This is a genomic window from Accumulibacter sp. (genome assembly GCF_023806625.1).
In the GTDB taxonomy this organism is placed as follows: domain Bacteria; phylum Pseudomonadota; class Gammaproteobacteria; order Burkholderiales; family Rhodocyclaceae; genus Accumulibacter.
In genome coordinates this window covers 13,742-29,898 of the sequence record NZ_JAMTDX010000007.1, presented here as the reverse complement: position 1 = coordinate 29,898, position 16,157 = coordinate 13,742, and the positions used below count along the sequence as shown (strand labels likewise).

Below are 16,157 nucleotides of genomic sequence, written 5' to 3'. Positions count from 1 at the left end.
AGCACGCTGCCTTAGAATTCCCCTCGCCGATGAAACGCCTGCAGAAACCCAACGCCTTCACCGTGCCTGTCCGGATCTACTTCGAGGACACCGATGCCGGCGGCGTCGTCTATTACGCGAACTACCTGAAGTACTTCGAACGCTGCCGCAGCGAATGGCTGCGCGAGATCGGTCACCAGCAGGCCGATCTGCTGCGTGATCCGGGAATCGCCTTCGTCGTGCGCCACGTCAGCATCGACTACCTGAAGCCGGCGCGCCTCGACGATCGAGTGATCGTCGGTCTGGAGGTCGAACGCATCGGCCGGGCGCAGATCTTCTTTCGCCAGCACATCAGGCGTCTCGGCCCGTGTGGCGACGGGGAATGGGAGGAACTGGTCACTGGCGCGATCCACATTGCCTGCGTGAACGCCTCGCTGATGAAACCGACACCGATTCCCGCAATCCTGCGCAACAAACTGGAAGCCCTGCAATGAACGTCTCGCAAGACCTCTCGATCCTGCACCTGATCCTCAACGCGAGCGCAGTCGTGCAGGCGGTCATGCTGCTGCTCGCCTGCGTCTCGTTCATGTCCTGGTACTACATCTTCCGCAAGTGGTTCACGGTCAAGGCCGCACGTGCCAAGACCGAGCAGTTCGAGCGCGACTTCTGGAGCGGCGGTGAGCTCAACAGTCTGTACCAGAGCGCGATCAACGACCGTCACGGCACGGGCAGCATGGAGCGGATCTTCGAAGCCGGCTTCCGCGAGTTCACGAAACTGCGCAGTCAGAAGAATCTCGACCCGAAGGACGTGATCGACGGCTCGCGACGCGCCATGCGCGCGACCTACCAGCGCGAGATGGACAGCATCGACTCGCACCTGGCGTTTCTCGCCTCGGTCGGCTCGGTCAGCCCCTACGTAGGCCTGTTCGGAACCGTCTGGGGGATCATGCACTCTTTCCGCGGGCTGTCCAACGTCGGGCAGGCCACCCTTGCCGCGGTGGCCCCCGGGATCGCCGAGGCGCTCGTCGCCACGGCGATCGGCCTCTTCGCGGCGATCCCGGCGGTCGTCGCCTACAACCGCTTTGCCCACGAGATCGATCGCCTCTCGTCGCGCTTCGAGTCGTTCATGGAAGAGTTCTCGAACATCCTGCAACGGCAGATGAGGTAGAGCCATGCGCCCGCGTCGTCTGAAGAACGAAATCAATGTCGTCCCGTACATCGACGTGATGCTCGTGTTGCTGGTGATCTTCATGGTCACCGCGCCGATGATGACCACCGCAAGTATCGACGTGCCCTCGGTCGGCAAGGCGGCACAGCCTCCAGAAAAGCCGCTGCAGGTGAATGTCCGGGCCGACCGGTCGTTAGCCCTCCAGGTGCCGGGAAAGGAGGAGCGAGCAGTCAGCCGGAGCGAACTCGTCGAAGCCATCGTTGCCGCGCAGAGGCGGAACCCGGATCAGGCAGTGGTCATCGCCGGGGATCGCAACGTCAGGTATCAGGCCGTTCTCGAGGTCATGGACGAACTCCAGCAACGACAGGTCAAACGCATCGCCCTTCTCGTTCAGCCGACCGGCAAGTGAAGCACTGAGCCGTGGAAGCAGCAGCCCACCTGACGCCGCCGCTGAACGAGCCGGCCAAGTGGCCATCACTGGCGCTCTCGGCGGCCGTCCACCTGCTGCTGATCGGCGCCCTGTTCCTCGGCGTGCAATGGAAGAGCCAAACGCCGGCCTCGGTCGAAGTCGAAGTCTGGCGAGCCGTGCCAGCCCCCGAGGCTCCGGTCACACCCGAAGTCATACCGGAAGCGAAACCGGAACCCCCCCGGCCACCGCGAGCGGAAGCCAGGCCCGAACCCCGGCCCGAAGCGAAGCCCGAACCCAGGCCGGCTCCGAAGCCCGAGCCCAGGCCTCAGGCCAGACCCGAGCCGAAGCCGGAGCCCCGGCCGGTGGCGAAGTCCGAGGCGAAACCCGAGGTCAAGGCGGAACCCAGGGCGCCGGTCAAGCCGCAGATAGCCGTCAAGGAACAGAAGAAGCCCAGGGAACAGCCGGCCAGGGAAGAGGTCAAGAGCCGCGAGCCTCAGAAGAGGGAAGAGCCGCGCGCCAGGGAGACGCCGAAGAAGGAAGAGCCTCGCGCGAAAGAGCCGGCGAAAAAGGAAGAGGCGCGCCGACCGGAGCCGAAGGCGAAGGAACCGCCGGTCAGGGAAGAACCCAGGATACAGCCCGAACGACGCCCCAGTTTCGACGACGAACTGCGCCGCGAAACCCAGCAGTTGCAGCAGGAGAAGGCGGCTCGCGAACAACGCACGCGAGCCGAGGCCGAGGCCCGCCAGCTTCGCCAGCTCGAAGCCGAACGGGCAGCGGCCAGGAACCAGCGCGCACTCAACGAGTACATCGACCGGGTGCGCGGCAAGATTCGCGGGAACATCACGCTGCCGCCGAACATTCCGGGCAATCCCGAAGCGGTTTTCGAGGTGACGCAGCTTCCCTCCGGCGAGGTCCTCGACGTCAAGGTTCGCCGATCGAGCGGCAACCCGGCGCTCGACTCGGCCGTCGAGCGGGCCATCCGAAAGTCGTCGCCACTGCCCAAACCGGCCCAGCCGGAACTCTTCGAGCGGGTTCTCAAAATCCCTTACCGTCCGCACGACGACTGAGCGTCGGCGAACCGCCCGAGCGCGACGCGCCCGCTGCTACCTGTCGGAACCGGTTCCCGTCAGTTCCTCGACGGTGTGCTGGGCAAAGGTCTCGTACAGCCAGTTCATTCGCGTCTCCTCCTGCCCGCCGGCAAGCCCGCCAAGGGCGTACGACGCAGAGACGGTGAAGCGCTGGAGATCCTGTCCCGCCGGATCGCGGACGATGACCTCGCCGCTGACAGTGTCATTGCCGGCCATGAATCCCCACATCACGGCGGAGAAGGTCGACCGGACACGAATGTCGGTGACGACGATCTCGATCTTCGGAAGCGTCGCATCCGGAGCCTTGGCGAGCAGGTTCTTCGCTTCGAGCGCGCGACGCACGGTGGCCAGCAACTTCTGCTGATCGAACTTCAGATTGTCGGCGAGCTTGTCCTGCGCTTCCTGGTTCAGCGATACCGTCACGTCCTCGGCGAGCTTGCCTCCGCCCGCGAAGTAAGCCGGCCGCCTGGCGCTCTCGTCGGCTCTCTTGACTCCCGACGCGCACCCCGAGACCGCCGCCACCAGCACTGCAATCGCGAGTCCTTTGCTCAAGCTCCTGTTCATGATCCCCCCTACCGATAAGAGTCAGACGACGCGGATGGGCGAGGCATCCGCCAGCGACGGCCTCGCCGGAAACCATTTCCTAACCAGGGAATTCTGTCACCGTGCCAGGCAAGCGTCAAGCCTCGCTTCCCCGGTCGCACGCCCGGTCGGCGCCGAAGACCTTCGATCGCGCCTGCCCAGCCGTTCGCGCCGGCGCGGGAGCCCGTCTGGCCACTCACTGATGATCAGCCGGGCTGGATACCCGGGTGATCGACCAGGCGGACCACGTGCACCCTGCTACCGTCAACACGTTTGGTTACAAATCAGGGCTCTCGAGAAACGATATAATCTTCCATTCTCTCGGGAACTCTGCCATGTCTGGAATCGAATCAGCAACGCGTCGCCTCGGCCGGCTGTTCGCAGCCGCCAGCCTGGCCCTGCTGCAGGCGACGGCGCATGCCGAGCTGACCATCGAAATCACCGGAGCCGGAGCCAATAGAATCCCGGTGGCGATCGCCGACTTCGGCGGAGATGCGGCCTCGTCGCGCGTCGTCACCTCGGTGATCCGCGGTGACCTCGAGCGCAGCGGACTGATCAGGATCGTTGACACCGGCAGCCTGGTAATGACCGAGGCTTCGCCAGTCGCCTATCCTGAATGGCGGGGCCGTGGTGCGGACGCCCTGGTGGCGGGCAGCATCGGCGCGAGCGACGACGGCCGCCAGGAGGCGCGCTTTCGCCTCTACGACGTCAACAAGCAGAACGTGCTCGCCGGGTCGGCATTCGTCACGTCGAAAGCGATGCTGCGCGCAGCCGGCCACCGGATTGCTGACGTGATCTACGAGAAGCTGACCGGTGAGCCGGGAATCTTCTCGACCCGGGTCGCCTACGTGGTCAGATCCGGTCCGGCACGTTATGAACTGCATATCTCCGACGCTGACGGCCAGAACGCGCAGATCGCGCTGATTTCCAAGGAGCCGATCATCTCGCCGTCGTGGTCACCGGACGGCAGCCGACTCGCTTACGTCTCCTTCGAGAACAAGAAGCCCGTGGTCTATGTGCACTCCCTGGCCTCAGGCAAACGCGCGGTGGTAGCCAACTTCAAGGGGTCGAATTCGGCGCCCGCGTGGGCTCCCGACGGACGAAAGCTGGCCGTCGTGCTGAGCAAGGAAGGCGGCTCGCAGATCTTCCTCGTCAATGCCGACGGCTCAGGCGCCCAGCGCCTGACCAGCGACGGCGCGATCAATACCGAGCCAAGCTTCTCCCCCGACGGCCAGTATGTCTATTTCACCTCTGATCGCGGTGGCAGCCCGCAAATCTACCGGATCGCAGTCGGTGGCGGCGAGGTGCAGAGAGTCAGCTTCGAGGGCAGCTATAACGTCACCCCACGGATATCTCCTGATGGCAACACGATGGCCTTCATCAGCCGAAGGGACGGAAGCTTCCGCCTTGCGGTGATGGACCTGGCCAGCCGGCAGGTTCAGATCCTGAGCGACTCGCACAAGGACGAATCCCCAACCTTTTCGCCGAACGGCCGAATGATCCTGATTGCCACCGAAATGGGAGGGCGAGGGGTGCTCTCCGCCGTGTCGACCGATGGGCGAATCAAGCAACGTCTCTCGATCACTGCGGGAGACGTTCGAGAGCCGGCATGGGGTCCTTTCGGTCGGTAAACGCGACAGTTTGATCGCTTCCCTAGAGCAGGAGACAATTCATGAAGCAATTCGTCATCCCAGCTGCTGCGGCTCTTCTGATCGCCGCCTGCAGTTCCACGCCGTCGGGCAGCGATCAGGCTGGCGGGGCGCCGGTCGAAACCCGCGGTGGACCGGGGGTCGCCACGGTGACCGGCGGTGGTGTGGACAGCCGCGGCCTGCCAGCCGCGCTGACCGACCCGAAGAGCATTCTGTCAAAGCGCAGCGTCTATTTCGACTACGACAGTTATGAGGTGAAGGCCGAATACAAGGACCTGGTCACCGCGCATGCCAAGTTCCTCACCGACAACCGCCAGTTCAAAATGCTGATCCAGGGCAACACCGACGAGCGGGGCAGCCGGGAGTACAACCTCGCGCTCGGTCAGAAGCGCGCCGACGCGATCAAGAAGATGCTGGCACTGCTCGGAGCACGCGAGGACCAGCTGGAGTCGGTCAGCCTCGGCGAGGAAAAGCCGAAGAACGAGGGCCACAACGAAGCTGCGTGGGCTGAGAACCGCCGCGGGGACATGCTCTACAGTGGCGAGTTCTAGGATGCGGCGACTCTTGCCGCCCGTCACTCGTCGCCCGTTCATGCTCGCGCTGGTTCTGGCGTTGGGCATGGCTCTGCTCCGTCCGGTTCATGCCGGCCTCTTCGACGACGACGAGGCGCGACAACAGATCAGGGATTTGGCGATCAAGACGAACGAGCGGCTGGACACGATCGCCAAGGGGCAAATCGATCTCGCAAACCAGATCCAGGCTCTGCGCGAGGAGAATGCGCGCCTGCGCGGGCAGGTCGAAACGCTGACTTACGAGCTTGAGGCAGCGAGGAAAAGGCAGCAGGATTTCTATGTCGACCTCGACGGGCGACTGCGCAAGCTCGAGCCGAAGTCAACGCCAGCTGCCGAGGTGAAGGCGGCCGACGACAGCGCGGGAGCAACGGAAACACCGCGGAAGACTGCGGGCGACCCCGCGGCCGAGACCCGCGAATACGAGGCTGCGTTGAACATGTTCCGGGCGGGCAAGGTCAAGGAAGCCGCATCGGCACTCGAGAGCTTCGTCAGGTCACGCCCGGACAGCACTCTGACTCCCGGCGCCTACTACTGGCTGGGCAATGCCTACTACTCGCTGCGCGATTGCCGGAAGGCGATCGACGCGCAACGCCAGGTGGTCGGCAAGTGGCCCGGACACGCCAAGGCCCCCGACGCGCTGCTCAACGTTGCGACCTGCCAGCAGGAACTCGGTGACCTGAAAGGCGCCAAGACCTCGCTGGAGACGCTGGTCGCCAAGTACCCCGATACTCCGGCGGCCACCACGGCAAAGCAGCGGCTCAAGAAATAGCCGGGTGGGCACGCGAAATGCTGAAGACACGCTGAGGATCAGCGAGATCTTCCTGTCGCTGCAAGGGGAAAGCTCGCGCTCCGGCTGGCCGACGGTCTTCGTTCGCCTGACCGGCTGCCCGCTGCGCTGCCAATGGTGCGATACCGCCTACGCGTTCAGCGGCGGGCAGCAGATGCCGGTGCAGCAGGCGGTCGATGTGGTCTCCGGCTACGGCGTGCGCCACGTCTGCGTGACCGGTGGCGAGCCGCTGGCCCAACAGGCTTGTCTCAGGCTGCTGAGCAAGCTCAGCGAAGCGGGCTTCGCCGTCTCGCTGGAAACTTCGGGCGCGCTCGACATCGGAGGAGTGGACGCCCGAGTCTCCCGCGTTGTCGACTTGAAGGCCCCGGGCTCGGGGGAAAGCCAGCGCAATCACTGGGCGAACCTCCGCCTGCTGACCGCGAACGACGAACTGAAGTTCGTACTCAAGGACCGCGCAGACTATGAGTGGGCACGCCAGCAGGTCATCGAACGCCAGCTCAGCGCTCTGTGTCCATTGCTCTTCTCCCCGGTCTACGGCGATCTTTCGCCGGCCCTGCTGGCCGACTGGATTCTCGTCGATCGTTTGCCGGTGCGTCTGCAGGTGCAGCTGCACAAGATCCTGTGGGGCGGGGAGAGGGGGCGATAGGCGGCGCTCGCTTGCAGCAGGTTCTGGCGACACGATCACGCCGCACGCAGCCAGTCGCGCCAGAGATCGTCCGGTTTGAAGACCAGCACGGCGCGCTGCCGCTTGTTGGCAATAAGCACGTCATCGTCGTCGAACAGCCCGGCGGCTCGTCTGGCCACGACGACGGCACAGGGTCGAGTGACGAGAGCGTCTTCGAGGACGCCGATTCTGCGCCCACCGCGCGACACGAAATGGAGCGACCCCTGTCCCAGGCCAAGGCCGTCGCTGAACTGGCTGAGCAGGAAATCCTGCCGGACACAGGCGAGGTCGTCGAGGATCTGCATCGGCGCAGTGTTCACGACCTGCGGCGTACCGGCGCTGCCGTCGGACTCGATCGGCACACATCCGAAAACGGCCGCCGCCGGCGAGTTGCCGGCATACCCTACGGTCTGATCGCCGGCCTTCAGGCCGTTCGGCTTCCACCCAGGCGGACGGTACCAGAGTTCTGCGCGCGGGTTGTCATCGAGCGGCAGCCTGCAGATGCCGGTCGCTGCCCCCGGAGCACTGTTCGCCGCGGGAACCCACCGTCTGCATCGACGGCGATGCCGTTGGCCAGAACACCGCTGGGCAGATCGGCCCACGCAGAGAAAGCCAGATCGCGTCGCGTCAGGTCACAGCGAACGACCCATGACTGCACCGCACGGGGCAGGGTGGCCAGAGAAAGCCGCAGCAGACCTGAAAGGTCCTGCTCGAGGCGATTGACGTCGGGCAGGACAGCCGACGCGAACGGCGCGGCTCCCTGGAAAACATGCGCGCAGGCGAGGTACAGGTGATCCCCGTGCACGGCTATTCCATTCTTCATGCAACTGGCCGGAAGGCCCGGGCAGTCGACCGGAACGAGTCGCCTCTCGCATCGGCCCGACGCTTCGGCGAATTCATGAACGCCCCCGCGGCCAGTGACGAAGAGTCGATCGTCGTCGGTGATGACGAGATTCTCCACATTGTGAATGCCTCGTCCGAGCGTCCTGATCGTCCCGGTCAGCACCACTGGGCGCGAGAGCAGGGCGGCGTACAGATGCATCATGAGATCGGCTCGGGAAAGAGCGCTGGGCAACTGCCGAAGGCACCAACGCGGCCTGGCCCAGGTCTGCCGTGCCCGGTATCACCACCCGGGACGATCAGACGTGGCCGCTTTGCGGCACCCCGTTCGGCGACATTGTCCTCCCGCGGGTCGCGCTCGCGCAAGATGGACCGGGCTGCCTGCCCGCCCTGACTCGCGGGATCTCGCGCCGAACCAGGGGGACGCGCTATAGTGCGACCGATGCCTGCCCTCTCTTCAAATCCTGCCCGGCCAGCCGCCGTCGTCCTGCTCTCTGGCGGCCTCGATTCGGCCACCACCCTGGCGATCGCACAGGCCAGTGGCTACGCCTGCCATTGCCTGACGGTCGACTATGGGCAGAGGCACCGCGCCGAGATCAACGCGGCAGCAAACCTGGTCAGGACTCTGGGGGCAGACGAGCATCGGGTCATGCAGGTCCAGTTGGGCGACTTCGGAGGCTCGGCGCTGACCGACGCCCGGATTGCGGTGCCGACCGACGGGGTCGCAGGGGGCATTCCCGTCACCTACGTGCCCGCGCGCAATACGATCATGCTGGCGCTGGCGCTGGCCTGGGCAGAGGTGCTGCCAAGTGGCGACATCTTCGTCGGCGTCAACGCGGTCGACTATTCCGGCTATCCGGACTGCCGGCCGGAGTTCATCAAGGCGTTCGAGGAAATGGCCAACTTGGCGACGAAAATCGCCGTTGAAGGCACCAGGCTGCGTATCCGGGCTCCGCTGATCGGCATGAGCAAGGCAGAAATCATCCGCCGCGGCAGCGAGCTGGGAGTGGACTTTTCGTTGACCGTCTCCTGTTATCAGGCGAACGACGTCGGGCAGGCTTGCGGGGTGTGCGATTCGTGCAGGCTGCGACGCGCAGGCTTTTCTGCCGCCGGAATCCCCGACCCGACGCGCTACATCGGCTGATCCACCGCCGAGGTGGAGAGCGACCTGGATCTTGCCGGTCTTCAGCCCCAGGGCTCGCGCTGCGCACCTGTGGCGACGGAGACCGTGTGGCAGGGGATCTCAGCTGGAGCGCCCCTGGAGAGGCTCGTGCTCGGGCGCAGCACTCGCCACGAGCACCTTGTCCACCCGGTTGCGGTCCATGTCGACGACTTCGAAGCGCAGGCCGCAGGCGACGAAATGGTCCGACGTCGAAGGGATGCGTCCGAGCATGTACATCACGAAGCCGCCGAGGGTGTTGAAGGCATTGTCTTCCTCACCCGGCCACTCCGTGCTGATCTTCAGGACGGTCTTGAGACGCTCGACAGTGACGCTGCCATCGACGAGCCATGAGCCGTCCTCGCGAACGACGATGTCCTGCTCCTCGACGGGTTCCGAGCCAGGAAGGTCGCCAACGATCGAGGTGAGCACGTCGGTCAGTGTGACCAGACCCTGCAGGCCGCCGTATTCGTCGACCAGCAGCGCGCACTGCTGCTGCGCGCGGCGAAAGGTTTCCAGCAACTGTGTGGTGGTCACGGTTGCCGGAACATACAGGGCTGGCCTGACAAACGACTCGATGGATAGTGCACCGCCGAGCAGGGCTCCGCGGAGCAGGTCGCTCGTCCGCAAGACACCGATGACCTCATCGAGTCCGTCACGGCAGACGACGATCCGCTTGTACGGGCTCTCTGCCAGGCGACGGCGGATTTCGGCTTCGCTCTCGTTCAGGTCGATCACGTAGATGTCGTTGCGATGGGTCATGATCGCGCTGATCCGTTGCTCGTCCAGGCGCAGGACGTTTGAAACGATCGCCTGCTCGCTGGCGTGGAAAACGCCGGCCTGTGCACCCTGGCCCATGAGAACGTTGATTTCATCATCGCTGACCGGTGCAGGTGCCGTGCGCTGAGTACCGGTAAGCCGCAGCAGCAGGCTCGATGATGAGGAGAGCAGCCAGACGAGGGGACTGGCCAGCCGCGAGAGGAGGTCCATCGGCAGCGCGACCAGCGACGCGACCCGTTCCGGCGCGCGCAACGCCAACTGCTTGGGCAGCAGTTCTCCGACGACGACCGAGAAGTAGGTCACCGTGGCCACGACCATGGCCAGGGCAACGCCTTCGGCATATGGAGCAAGGAGGGCGAAACCGGCAAGCCAGTGGGCGATTGGCGTCGCCAGAGTTGCCTCGCCAATCGCGCCGCTGAGGATCCCGACTGTCGTGATGCCGACCTGGATCGTCGACAGGAAAGTCGCCGGATCCTGGTTCAGGGCCAGCGCGGTACGTGCGCCGGCGTTTCCATCGTCGGCGAGCTTCGACAGCCGGGCCTGGCGCGACGAAATGACGGCTATCTCCGACATTGCCAGGACGGCGTTGAGCAGAATCAGCAGGAACAGCAGAGCGATGTCCACGATTCGGAGTCCTTGGGTTGGTCAGTCCTGACCGCTGCGCGTATACGGCTCGTGCAGGCGAACGGGCTCGGCCATCTTCCTGCGCGCCCGGATGTTGAGCATCTCGACGACCACCGAAAAGGCCATCGCAAAGTAGATGTAGCCCTTGGGAACCTTGTGCCCGAAGCCTTCGGCGACCAGCGCGACACCGACGACCATCAGGAACGACAGAGCGAGCATCTTGATCGTCGGGTGCTCGGACACGAAACGGCCGATCGCCGAAGCGAAGACCATCATCATGGCTACAGAGGCGACCACCGCAGCAATCATCACCGCGACCTCGTCCACCATACCCACGGCGGTAATGATCGAATCGAGCGAGAAGACGATATCGATGATGATGATCTGGACGATGATCGCTGCAAAAGTCGCGCGCACTGCGGCAGAGGCGTGTCCTTCCTCGCCTTCGAGCAGTTGATGGATCTCTTTCGTGCTCTTCCAGACGAGAAAGACGCCGCCGGCGATCAGGATGATGTCGCGCGGCGAGATCGGCTTGCCGAGGACGGCGAGCAGTGGCTCAGTCGCTCCGACGATCAGTGAGAGGAGCAGGAGCAACGCGATACGCATGAACATCGCCAGGAAGAGGCCCAGGCGCCGTGCCTTCTCGCGCGTGCCCGGCGGCAGCCGATCAACGAGGATCGAAATGAAGATCACGTTATCGATGCCGAGCACCAGTTCGAGCGCGGTAAGCGTTGCGAAAGCCATCCAGGTTTCTGGCCGGGCGAGCAAAGCCATCAGGTCCATGGCAGTCCTTATCGAGAGGTTATCCGGAGAGGGGTCAATAACCGGAGATTATACGGGCGCTGTAGACCCGCCCCGGTCTCATGGCGAGACCGGCGCACCACCGCTGGCGGCTGCGCGCGCAGGTTGGAACCGGGCGAGCGCTTTTGCGCTATGATGCCGCTTCAGATTCCTGACTGGGACAGAGATGGCTGGCCTCGACGAAAGCACCAAGGTTCCCACCGAGATCAAGCTCCATCAGCAGTCGCGCGTGCTCGAGATCAGCTTCGAGGATGGCGAGAGATTCCTGCTGAGCTACGAGTTTCTGCGCGTGTTCACTCCCTCGGCTGAAGCCCGTGGGCACGGTCCCGGACAGGAAGTTCTTCAGGTCGGCAAGAGGGAGGTCGGGATCGAGCGGATCGAAGCGGTCGGCAATTACGCCGTCCGGCCTGTCTTCTCCGATGGTCACGACACCGGAATCTACTCGTGGGACCTGTTGTACAGGCTCGGCAGGCAGCATGACCGACTCTGGCAATCGTATCTGGAACGCCTCGAGAAGGCCCACGCCAGCCGGGACGCTGCTCAGCAGCCGGTGCCCGGCAGCGGGGCCGGAGGGCGGTGCACGAAGCGTTGACAGCGTCAGGCGCGAACTGGGCATGGTCGAGGAGCGAATGAACAACCCGGAAACGACTCATTTCGGCTACCAGGAGGTGCCTGTAGGCGACAAGGCCCGGCACGTGGCCGGCGTTTTCGACTCCGTTGCCGGGCGATATGACCTGATGAATGACCTGATGTCCGCAGGTCTGCATCGCCTTTGGAAGACCTTCGCGGTCGCCAGGAGCGGCGTCCGCGAAGGTTGGCGAGTCCTCGACGTCGCCGGCGGGACCGGCGACCTGGCCGAGGCTTTCGCCGGAAAGGTCGGCGAGCGCGGCCAGGTCTGGCTGACCGACATCAACAACGCGATGCTGACGGTAGGACGAGATCGGCTCTTCGATCAGGGGGTGATGCTCCCGGTCGCCCAATGCGATGCCGAGTCGCTCCCTTTCCCCGACGAGTACTTCGATTGCGTCTCGGTGGCCTTCGGGCTACGCAACATGACCCACAAGGATCGGGCGCTGGCGGAGATGCTGCGCGTACTGCGACCGGGCGGTCGCGTGCTGATCCTGGAGTTTGCTCGAGTCTGGAAGCCACTCGCACCGTTCTATGACTTCTATTCTTTTCAGGTGATTCCCCGCCTCGGCAGGTGGATCACCGACGACGAAGCGAGCTACCGCTACCTGGCGGAGTCGATCCGGGTCCATCCCGACCAGGAGTCGCTCAAGAAGATGATGGAGCAGGTGGGCTTCGACCGGGTCGATTACTACAACCTGGCCCTGGGTGTCGTCGCGCTGCACTTAGGGTTCAGGTTCTGAGAGACGAGGACCGGCCATGGCTCAGTGGACCCGCACTTCCCGGACACGTGGACCGGGAAGCTCCACTCGACGCAACGCAGCCAACGGGCGCCGGCACACGCTGGCAGAGCTGCGATCGGGCGGCGCGCCTCGCCCAGCCGTCACGCCAGTTGGCGATGTGACGCGGGGACGCGCTGCCCGGGGCAATTGGTGCTGAGGGCGATGTTCGCTCGGCCGGCACTCGCCTTCGTGAATCATCTGCTGACTGGTGAACACTGGGCTCGGGAACGATTGGCCGCCTTTGCCGGGAAGTTGGCACAGCTGCGACTCGGGGGCACGATCACCGTCGGTCTGATGATTGGCGACCAAGGTCTGTGCGAATTGGCCCCGGACGGTGTCGACCCTGCCGTGACGATCGAGCTTCCGGTGGATTCGCTGGCCGGCCTTATGGCCGGAGACCCGGCTGCACTGTTTTCGTCGGCCAGGATTTCCGGTTCGGTCGACCTTGCAGAGGCGCTCGGCTTCGTTTTTCGCAACTTGCGGTGGGATGTCGAGCACGACCTGGCACAGCTGGTCGGCGACATCGTCGCGCGCCGCGCGGTTCAGTTGGCTGGCAGCTTCGCGCGCTGGCACGCCGAGAGCAGCACAAGGTTGGTCGAGTCCGTCGCCGAATACCTTGAAGAAGAGGCACGGGTCCTGGCCCGAAGGAGCGAGGTCGAGCAGTTCTGCGGAGGCGTCGACGTCCTCCGTGACGACTTGGCGCGCTTCGAGAAGAGACTCGAACGGACAGCCCGATCCCGTTGACCCGCTGCTTGCCGCCGTCGCCATCGAGCGCGTGGCGAGCCAACGAAAAAAGGCAGCCCCGATAGGACTGCCTCGATGTTCGTGAGGTTGCCGCGGATCAGTGACGCGCGCGCAGCTTCTTGATTGCGGCCAGCTGCGCGACAGCCTGAGCCAGCTCGGCCTCTGCGGTCGCGATGCCAACGTCCGCCTTGCGGTTTCTCAGGGCCTCCTCTGCACGTCGCTTGGCTTCGAGAGCTTTGGCCTCGTCGAGGTCGTGGGCCCGGATTGCTGTGTCAGCAAGGACGGTGATCAACGCAGGCTGGACTTCGAGCATCCCACCCGATACGTAGACCATCTCGTACTCATTCTTGTCCGGTACCTTGAGCCGCACTGTGCCTGGCCTGATACGCGTCAGCAATGGTGTGTGGCGCGGATAGATGCCGAGTTCTCCAGCCTCCCCTGGAAAGACCGCGAAATCCGTCTCGCCCGAGAAAATCATCTCCTCCGCGCTGACGACATCAACATGCACTCGGATTGCCATGCTTCTTTCCTTGTCAGGGCGCGTTCCGCCAGCCCTCTGGACTGAGGAACGCGACGATATCGATACCTAAGGGCAAGCGATCACAACGCCTTGGCCTTCTCGAAGACCTCCTCGATCCCGCCAACCATGTAGAACGCCTGCTCGGGAATGTTGTCGCACTCGCCGTCGACGATCATCTTGAAGCCCTTGATCGTGTCCTTCAGGGGCACGAACTTTCCGGGTGAGCCCGTGAAAACTTCGGCCACATGGAACGGCTGCGAGAGAAAACGCTGGATCTTGCGCGCGCGGTAGACGGCCAGCTTGTCTTCGGGCGACAGTTCGTCCATTCCCAGGATCGCGATGATGTCGCGCAGTTCCTTGTATTTTTGCAGGGTCATCTGCACGGCCCGCGCGACCGCGTAGTGCTCCTCGCCAACGACCTGCGGATCGAGCTGCCGCGACGTCGAGTCCAGCGGATCGACGGCCGGGTAGATGCCGAGCGAGGCGATGTCGCGTGAGAGAACGACCGTCGAGTCGAGGTGCAGGAAGGTCGTCGCCGGGGAAGGGTCGGTCAGGTCATCGGCCGGAACGTAGACGGCCTGGATCGAGGTGATCGAACCGACCTTGGTCGAGGTGATGCGCTCCTGGAGACGACCCATTTCTTCGGCCAGAGTCGGCTGATAGCCCACGGCCGAAGGCATCCGGCCGAGCAGCGCGGAGACTTCGGTACCGGCCAGCGTGTAGCGATAGATGTTGTCGACGAAGAACAGGATGTCCCGACCATCGTCACGGAAGCGTTCGGCCATCGTCAGGCCGGTCAGGGCGACCCGCAAGCGGTTCCCCGGCGGCTCGTTCATCTGGCCGAAAACCATGGCCACCTTGTCGAGAACGTTGGACTCCTTCATCTCGTGGTAGAAGTCGTTTCCCTCACGCGTCCGTTCGCCGACACCTGCGAAGACCGAGAGACCGGAACGCTGCTTGGCGATGTTGTTGATCAGTTCCATCATGTTCACGGTCTTGCCAACGCCCGCACCGCCGAAGAGACCGACCTTGCCGCCTTTGGCGAACGGGCAGACGAGATCGATGACCTTGATGCCGGTCTCGAGCAGGTCGACCGATGGAGAGAGCTCATCGAACTTTGGCGCCAGCTGGTGAATCTCGCGCCGCTCGTCGGTGGCGATCGGCCCGGCCTCGTCGATCGGACGACCGAGGACGTTCATGATCCGGCCAACCGTCCCGTTGCCCACAGGAACCGAAATCGCGGCGCCGGTGTTGTTCACCTTCATGCCGCGGCGCAGCCCGTCGGACGAACCCATCGCGATCGTGCGGACGATACCGTCACCCAGCTGTTGCTGGACTTCGAAGACCAGATCGGCCTCGCACATATCCGACTCTTCGGCCTTGTCGAGTTCCAGGGCGTCGTAGATCCGGGGCATCGCATCGCGCGGGAACTGGATGTCCACCACGGCGCCGATACACTGAACAATGGTTCCTTGATTCATCGTTGTATCCCTAAACAATATGCAAACTATCGCGTGGTCAGACAGCCGCGGCGCCGGCGACGATTTCCGAGAGTTCCTTGGTAATCGCCGCCTGGCGGGCCTTGTTGTACACCAGCTTGAGTTCGGCGATGACGTTCTTGGCGTTGTCCGAAGCGGATTTCATGGCGACCATTCGCGCGCTCTGCTCCGACGCCATGTTTTCGGCGACCGCCTGGTAAATAATCGCCTCGACGTAGCGGACCAGCAGATCGTCGATCACCGTCTTTGAGTCTGGCTCGTAGATGTAGTCCCAGCGGTTCGCACCACCACCGACCAGATCACCAGACAGCGGCAGGAGCTGGTAGAGCATCGGCTCCTGCTTCATCGTGTTGATGAAGCGCGTGTAGATCACGTACAGCACGTCGATGTCGCCCTTCATGTAGGCGTCGAGCTGCACCTTCACCGGGCCGATCAGCTTTTCGAGGTGCGGGGTGTCGCCCAAGGCCGTCAGCTGCGACACGAGGTTCGCGCCGGCGCGCTGCATGAAGCCGAGTCCCTTGTTGCCGATGGCCGTCACGCGAAGCTTCTTGCCCTGCGCGTCCCACTCCTTCATCTTGGCCAGGGCCAGCCGGAGCACGTTGGTGTTCAGCCCCCCGCAGAGCCCCTTGTCGGAAGTGACGACGATCAGGCCCACGGACTTCACGTCTTCACGCACCGTCAGGAAGGGGTGGCGGTAGTCGGTCAGGGCGTGAGACAGGTTACCCGCCACAACCCGTATCTTTTCGCCGTAAGGACGAGCCGCGCGCATCCGGTCCTGCGCCTTGCGCATCTTGGACGCGGCGACCATCTCCATCGCCTTGGTGATCTTGCGTGTACTTTCGACGCTCTTGATCTTGTTGCGGATTTCCTTGCCGCTAGGCAT

20 protein-coding genes are annotated in these 16,157 nt (G+C 63.9%); 12 read left to right on the top strand and 8 right to left on the bottom strand.

Going from position 1 to position 16,157, the window contains the following annotated elements:
* Window positions 1–29: 29 nt before the first annotated feature.
* From ybgC to tolA, 4 genes are read left to right on the top strand one after another with little or no spacing between them, the layout of a single operon-like run.
* A complete protein-coding gene (gene ybgC / locus NFW05_RS01105; RefSeq protein ID WP_295302027.1) occupies window positions 30–473 on the top strand; it encodes a tol-pal system-associated acyl-CoA thioesterase in 444 nt (147 codons plus the stop codon).
* A complete protein-coding gene (gene tolQ, locus NFW05_RS01100; protein ID WP_295302026.1) occupies window positions 470–1,147 on the top strand; it encodes a protein TolQ in 678 nt (225 codons plus the stop codon). The genes ybgC and tolQ overlap by 4 nt, the downstream gene beginning before the upstream one ends.
* A gap of 4 nt (window positions 1,148–1,151) precedes the next feature.
* Window positions 1,152–1,556: a protein TolR gene (tolR, locus tag NFW05_RS01095; protein WP_295302025.1), complete on the top strand. Its 405-nt coding sequence runs from the start codon at window positions 1,152–1,154 to the stop codon at window positions 1,554–1,556.
* Window positions 1,557–1,567: 11 nt separating this feature from the next.
* Window positions 1,568–2,623 (top strand): cell envelope integrity protein TolA, encoded by a 1,056-nt coding sequence (gene tolA, locus NFW05_RS01090; RefSeq protein WP_295302023.1) that lies wholly within the window; start codon window positions 1,568–1,570, stop codon window positions 2,621–2,623.
* A 36-nt stretch (window positions 2,624–2,659) separates the two neighbouring features.
* Here tolA and NFW05_RS01085 read toward each other — a convergent pair whose 3' ends face one another.
* A complete protein-coding gene (locus NFW05_RS01085; RefSeq protein ID WP_295302021.1) occupies window positions 2,660–3,196 on the bottom strand; it encodes a DUF4410 domain-containing protein in 537 nt (178 codons plus the stop codon).
* 365 nt (window positions 3,197–3,561) lie between these two features.
* Here NFW05_RS01085 and tolB point away from each other — a divergent pair, with 365 nt between their 5' ends.
* The 4 genes from tolB to queE are packed head-to-tail and all read left to right on the top strand — an operon-like array spanning window position 3,562 to window position 6,880.
* Entirely contained in the window at window positions 3,562–4,857 is a 1,296-nt protein-coding gene (tolB, locus tag NFW05_RS01080) for a Tol-Pal system beta propeller repeat protein TolB (protein WP_295302019.1), read from the top strand.
* Between the two features lie 41 nt (window positions 4,858–4,898).
* Window positions 4,899–5,426 (top strand): peptidoglycan-associated lipoprotein Pal, encoded by a 528-nt coding sequence (pal, locus tag NFW05_RS01075; RefSeq protein ID WP_295302018.1) that lies wholly within the window; start codon window positions 4,899–4,901, stop codon window positions 5,424–5,426.
* 1 nt (window position 5,427) lies between these two features.
* Entirely contained in the window at window positions 5,428–6,216 is a 789-nt protein-coding gene (ybgF, locus tag NFW05_RS01070) for a tol-pal system protein YbgF (RefSeq protein ID WP_295302016.1), read from the top strand.
* A 4-nt stretch (window positions 6,217–6,220) separates the two neighbouring features.
* Window positions 6,221–6,880 carry a 7-carboxy-7-deazaguanine synthase QueE gene (gene queE, locus NFW05_RS01065; RefSeq protein ID WP_295302014.1) on the top strand — a complete coding sequence of 220 codons (660 nt, stop codon included), beginning with the start codon at window positions 6,221–6,223 and terminating at the stop codon, window positions 6,878–6,880.
* Between the two features lie 35 nt (window positions 6,881–6,915).
* On the opposite strand, the gene NFW05_RS01060 is transcribed toward queE, so the two are convergent.
* Both NFW05_RS01060 and NFW05_RS01055 read right to left on the bottom strand, forming a co-directional pair.
* Window positions 6,916–7,218: a hypothetical protein gene (locus NFW05_RS01060; RefSeq protein ID WP_295302012.1), complete on the bottom strand. Its 303-nt coding sequence runs from the start codon at window positions 7,216–7,218 to the stop codon at window positions 6,916–6,918.
* 104 nt (window positions 7,219–7,322) lie between these two features.
* Window positions 7,323–7,943, bottom strand: coding sequence for a hypothetical protein (locus tag NFW05_RS01055; protein WP_295302010.1), 621 nt, complete (start codon window positions 7,941–7,943; stop codon window positions 7,323–7,325).
* A 237-nt stretch (window positions 7,944–8,180) separates the two neighbouring features.
* Here NFW05_RS01055 and queC point away from each other — a divergent pair, with 237 nt between their 5' ends.
* A complete protein-coding gene (gene queC, locus NFW05_RS01050) occupies window positions 8,181–8,882 on the top strand; it encodes a 7-cyano-7-deazaguanine synthase QueC (RefSeq protein ID WP_295302008.1) in 702 nt (233 codons plus the stop codon).
* 99 nt (window positions 8,883–8,981) lie between these two features.
* Here the strand turns inward: queC and NFW05_RS01045 are convergent, their stop codons facing one another.
* Together NFW05_RS01045 and NFW05_RS01040 are read right to left on the bottom strand one after the other, a co-directional pair.
* Window positions 8,982–10,301 carry a hemolysin family protein gene (locus NFW05_RS01045; protein ID WP_295302007.1) on the bottom strand — a complete coding sequence of 440 codons (1,320 nt, stop codon included), beginning with the start codon at window positions 10,299–10,301 and terminating at the stop codon, window positions 8,982–8,984.
* 21 nt (window positions 10,302–10,322) lie between these two features.
* Window positions 10,323–11,078 (bottom strand): TerC family protein, encoded by a 756-nt coding sequence (locus NFW05_RS01040; RefSeq protein ID WP_295302059.1) that lies wholly within the window; start codon window positions 11,076–11,078, stop codon window positions 10,323–10,325.
* 190 nt (window positions 11,079–11,268) lie between these two features.
* Here NFW05_RS01040 and NFW05_RS01035 point away from each other — a divergent pair, with 190 nt between their 5' ends.
* From NFW05_RS01035 to NFW05_RS01025, 3 genes are all read left to right on the top strand, one after another.
* Entirely contained in the window at window positions 11,269–11,694 is a 426-nt protein-coding gene (locus NFW05_RS01035) for a DUF971 domain-containing protein (protein WP_295302006.1), read from the top strand.
* 37 nt (window positions 11,695–11,731) lie between these two features.
* Window positions 11,732–12,472: a bifunctional demethylmenaquinone methyltransferase/2-methoxy-6-polyprenyl-1,4-benzoquinol methylase UbiE gene (gene ubiE, locus NFW05_RS01030; RefSeq protein ID WP_295302005.1), complete on the top strand. Its 741-nt coding sequence runs from the start codon at window positions 11,732–11,734 to the stop codon at window positions 12,470–12,472.
* A gap of 201 nt (window positions 12,473–12,673) precedes the next feature.
* The gene (locus NFW05_RS01025; RefSeq protein WP_295302004.1) at window positions 12,674–13,255 is read left to right on the top strand and encodes an SCP2 sterol-binding domain-containing protein; all 582 of its coding nucleotides are present in this window, start codon (window positions 12,674–12,676) and stop codon (window positions 13,253–13,255) included.
* Between the two features lie 97 nt (window positions 13,256–13,352).
* On the opposite strand, the gene NFW05_RS01020 is transcribed toward NFW05_RS01025, so the two are convergent.
* The 3 genes from NFW05_RS01020 to atpG form a co-directional block, all read right to left on the bottom strand.
* Complete coding sequence (locus tag NFW05_RS01020) at window positions 13,353–13,775, bottom strand: F0F1 ATP synthase subunit epsilon (RefSeq protein ID WP_295302003.1); 423 nt, start codon at window positions 13,773–13,775, stop codon at window positions 13,353–13,355.
* Between the two features lie 80 nt (window positions 13,776–13,855).
* Window positions 13,856–15,256 carry a F0F1 ATP synthase subunit beta gene (atpD, locus tag NFW05_RS01015; RefSeq protein ID WP_295302001.1) on the bottom strand — a complete coding sequence of 467 codons (1,401 nt, stop codon included), beginning with the start codon at window positions 15,254–15,256 and terminating at the stop codon, window positions 13,856–13,858.
* A 37-nt stretch (window positions 15,257–15,293) separates the two neighbouring features.
* Entirely contained in the window at window positions 15,294–16,157 is an 864-nt protein-coding gene (gene atpG, locus NFW05_RS01010; protein ID WP_295301999.1) for a F0F1 ATP synthase subunit gamma, read from the bottom strand.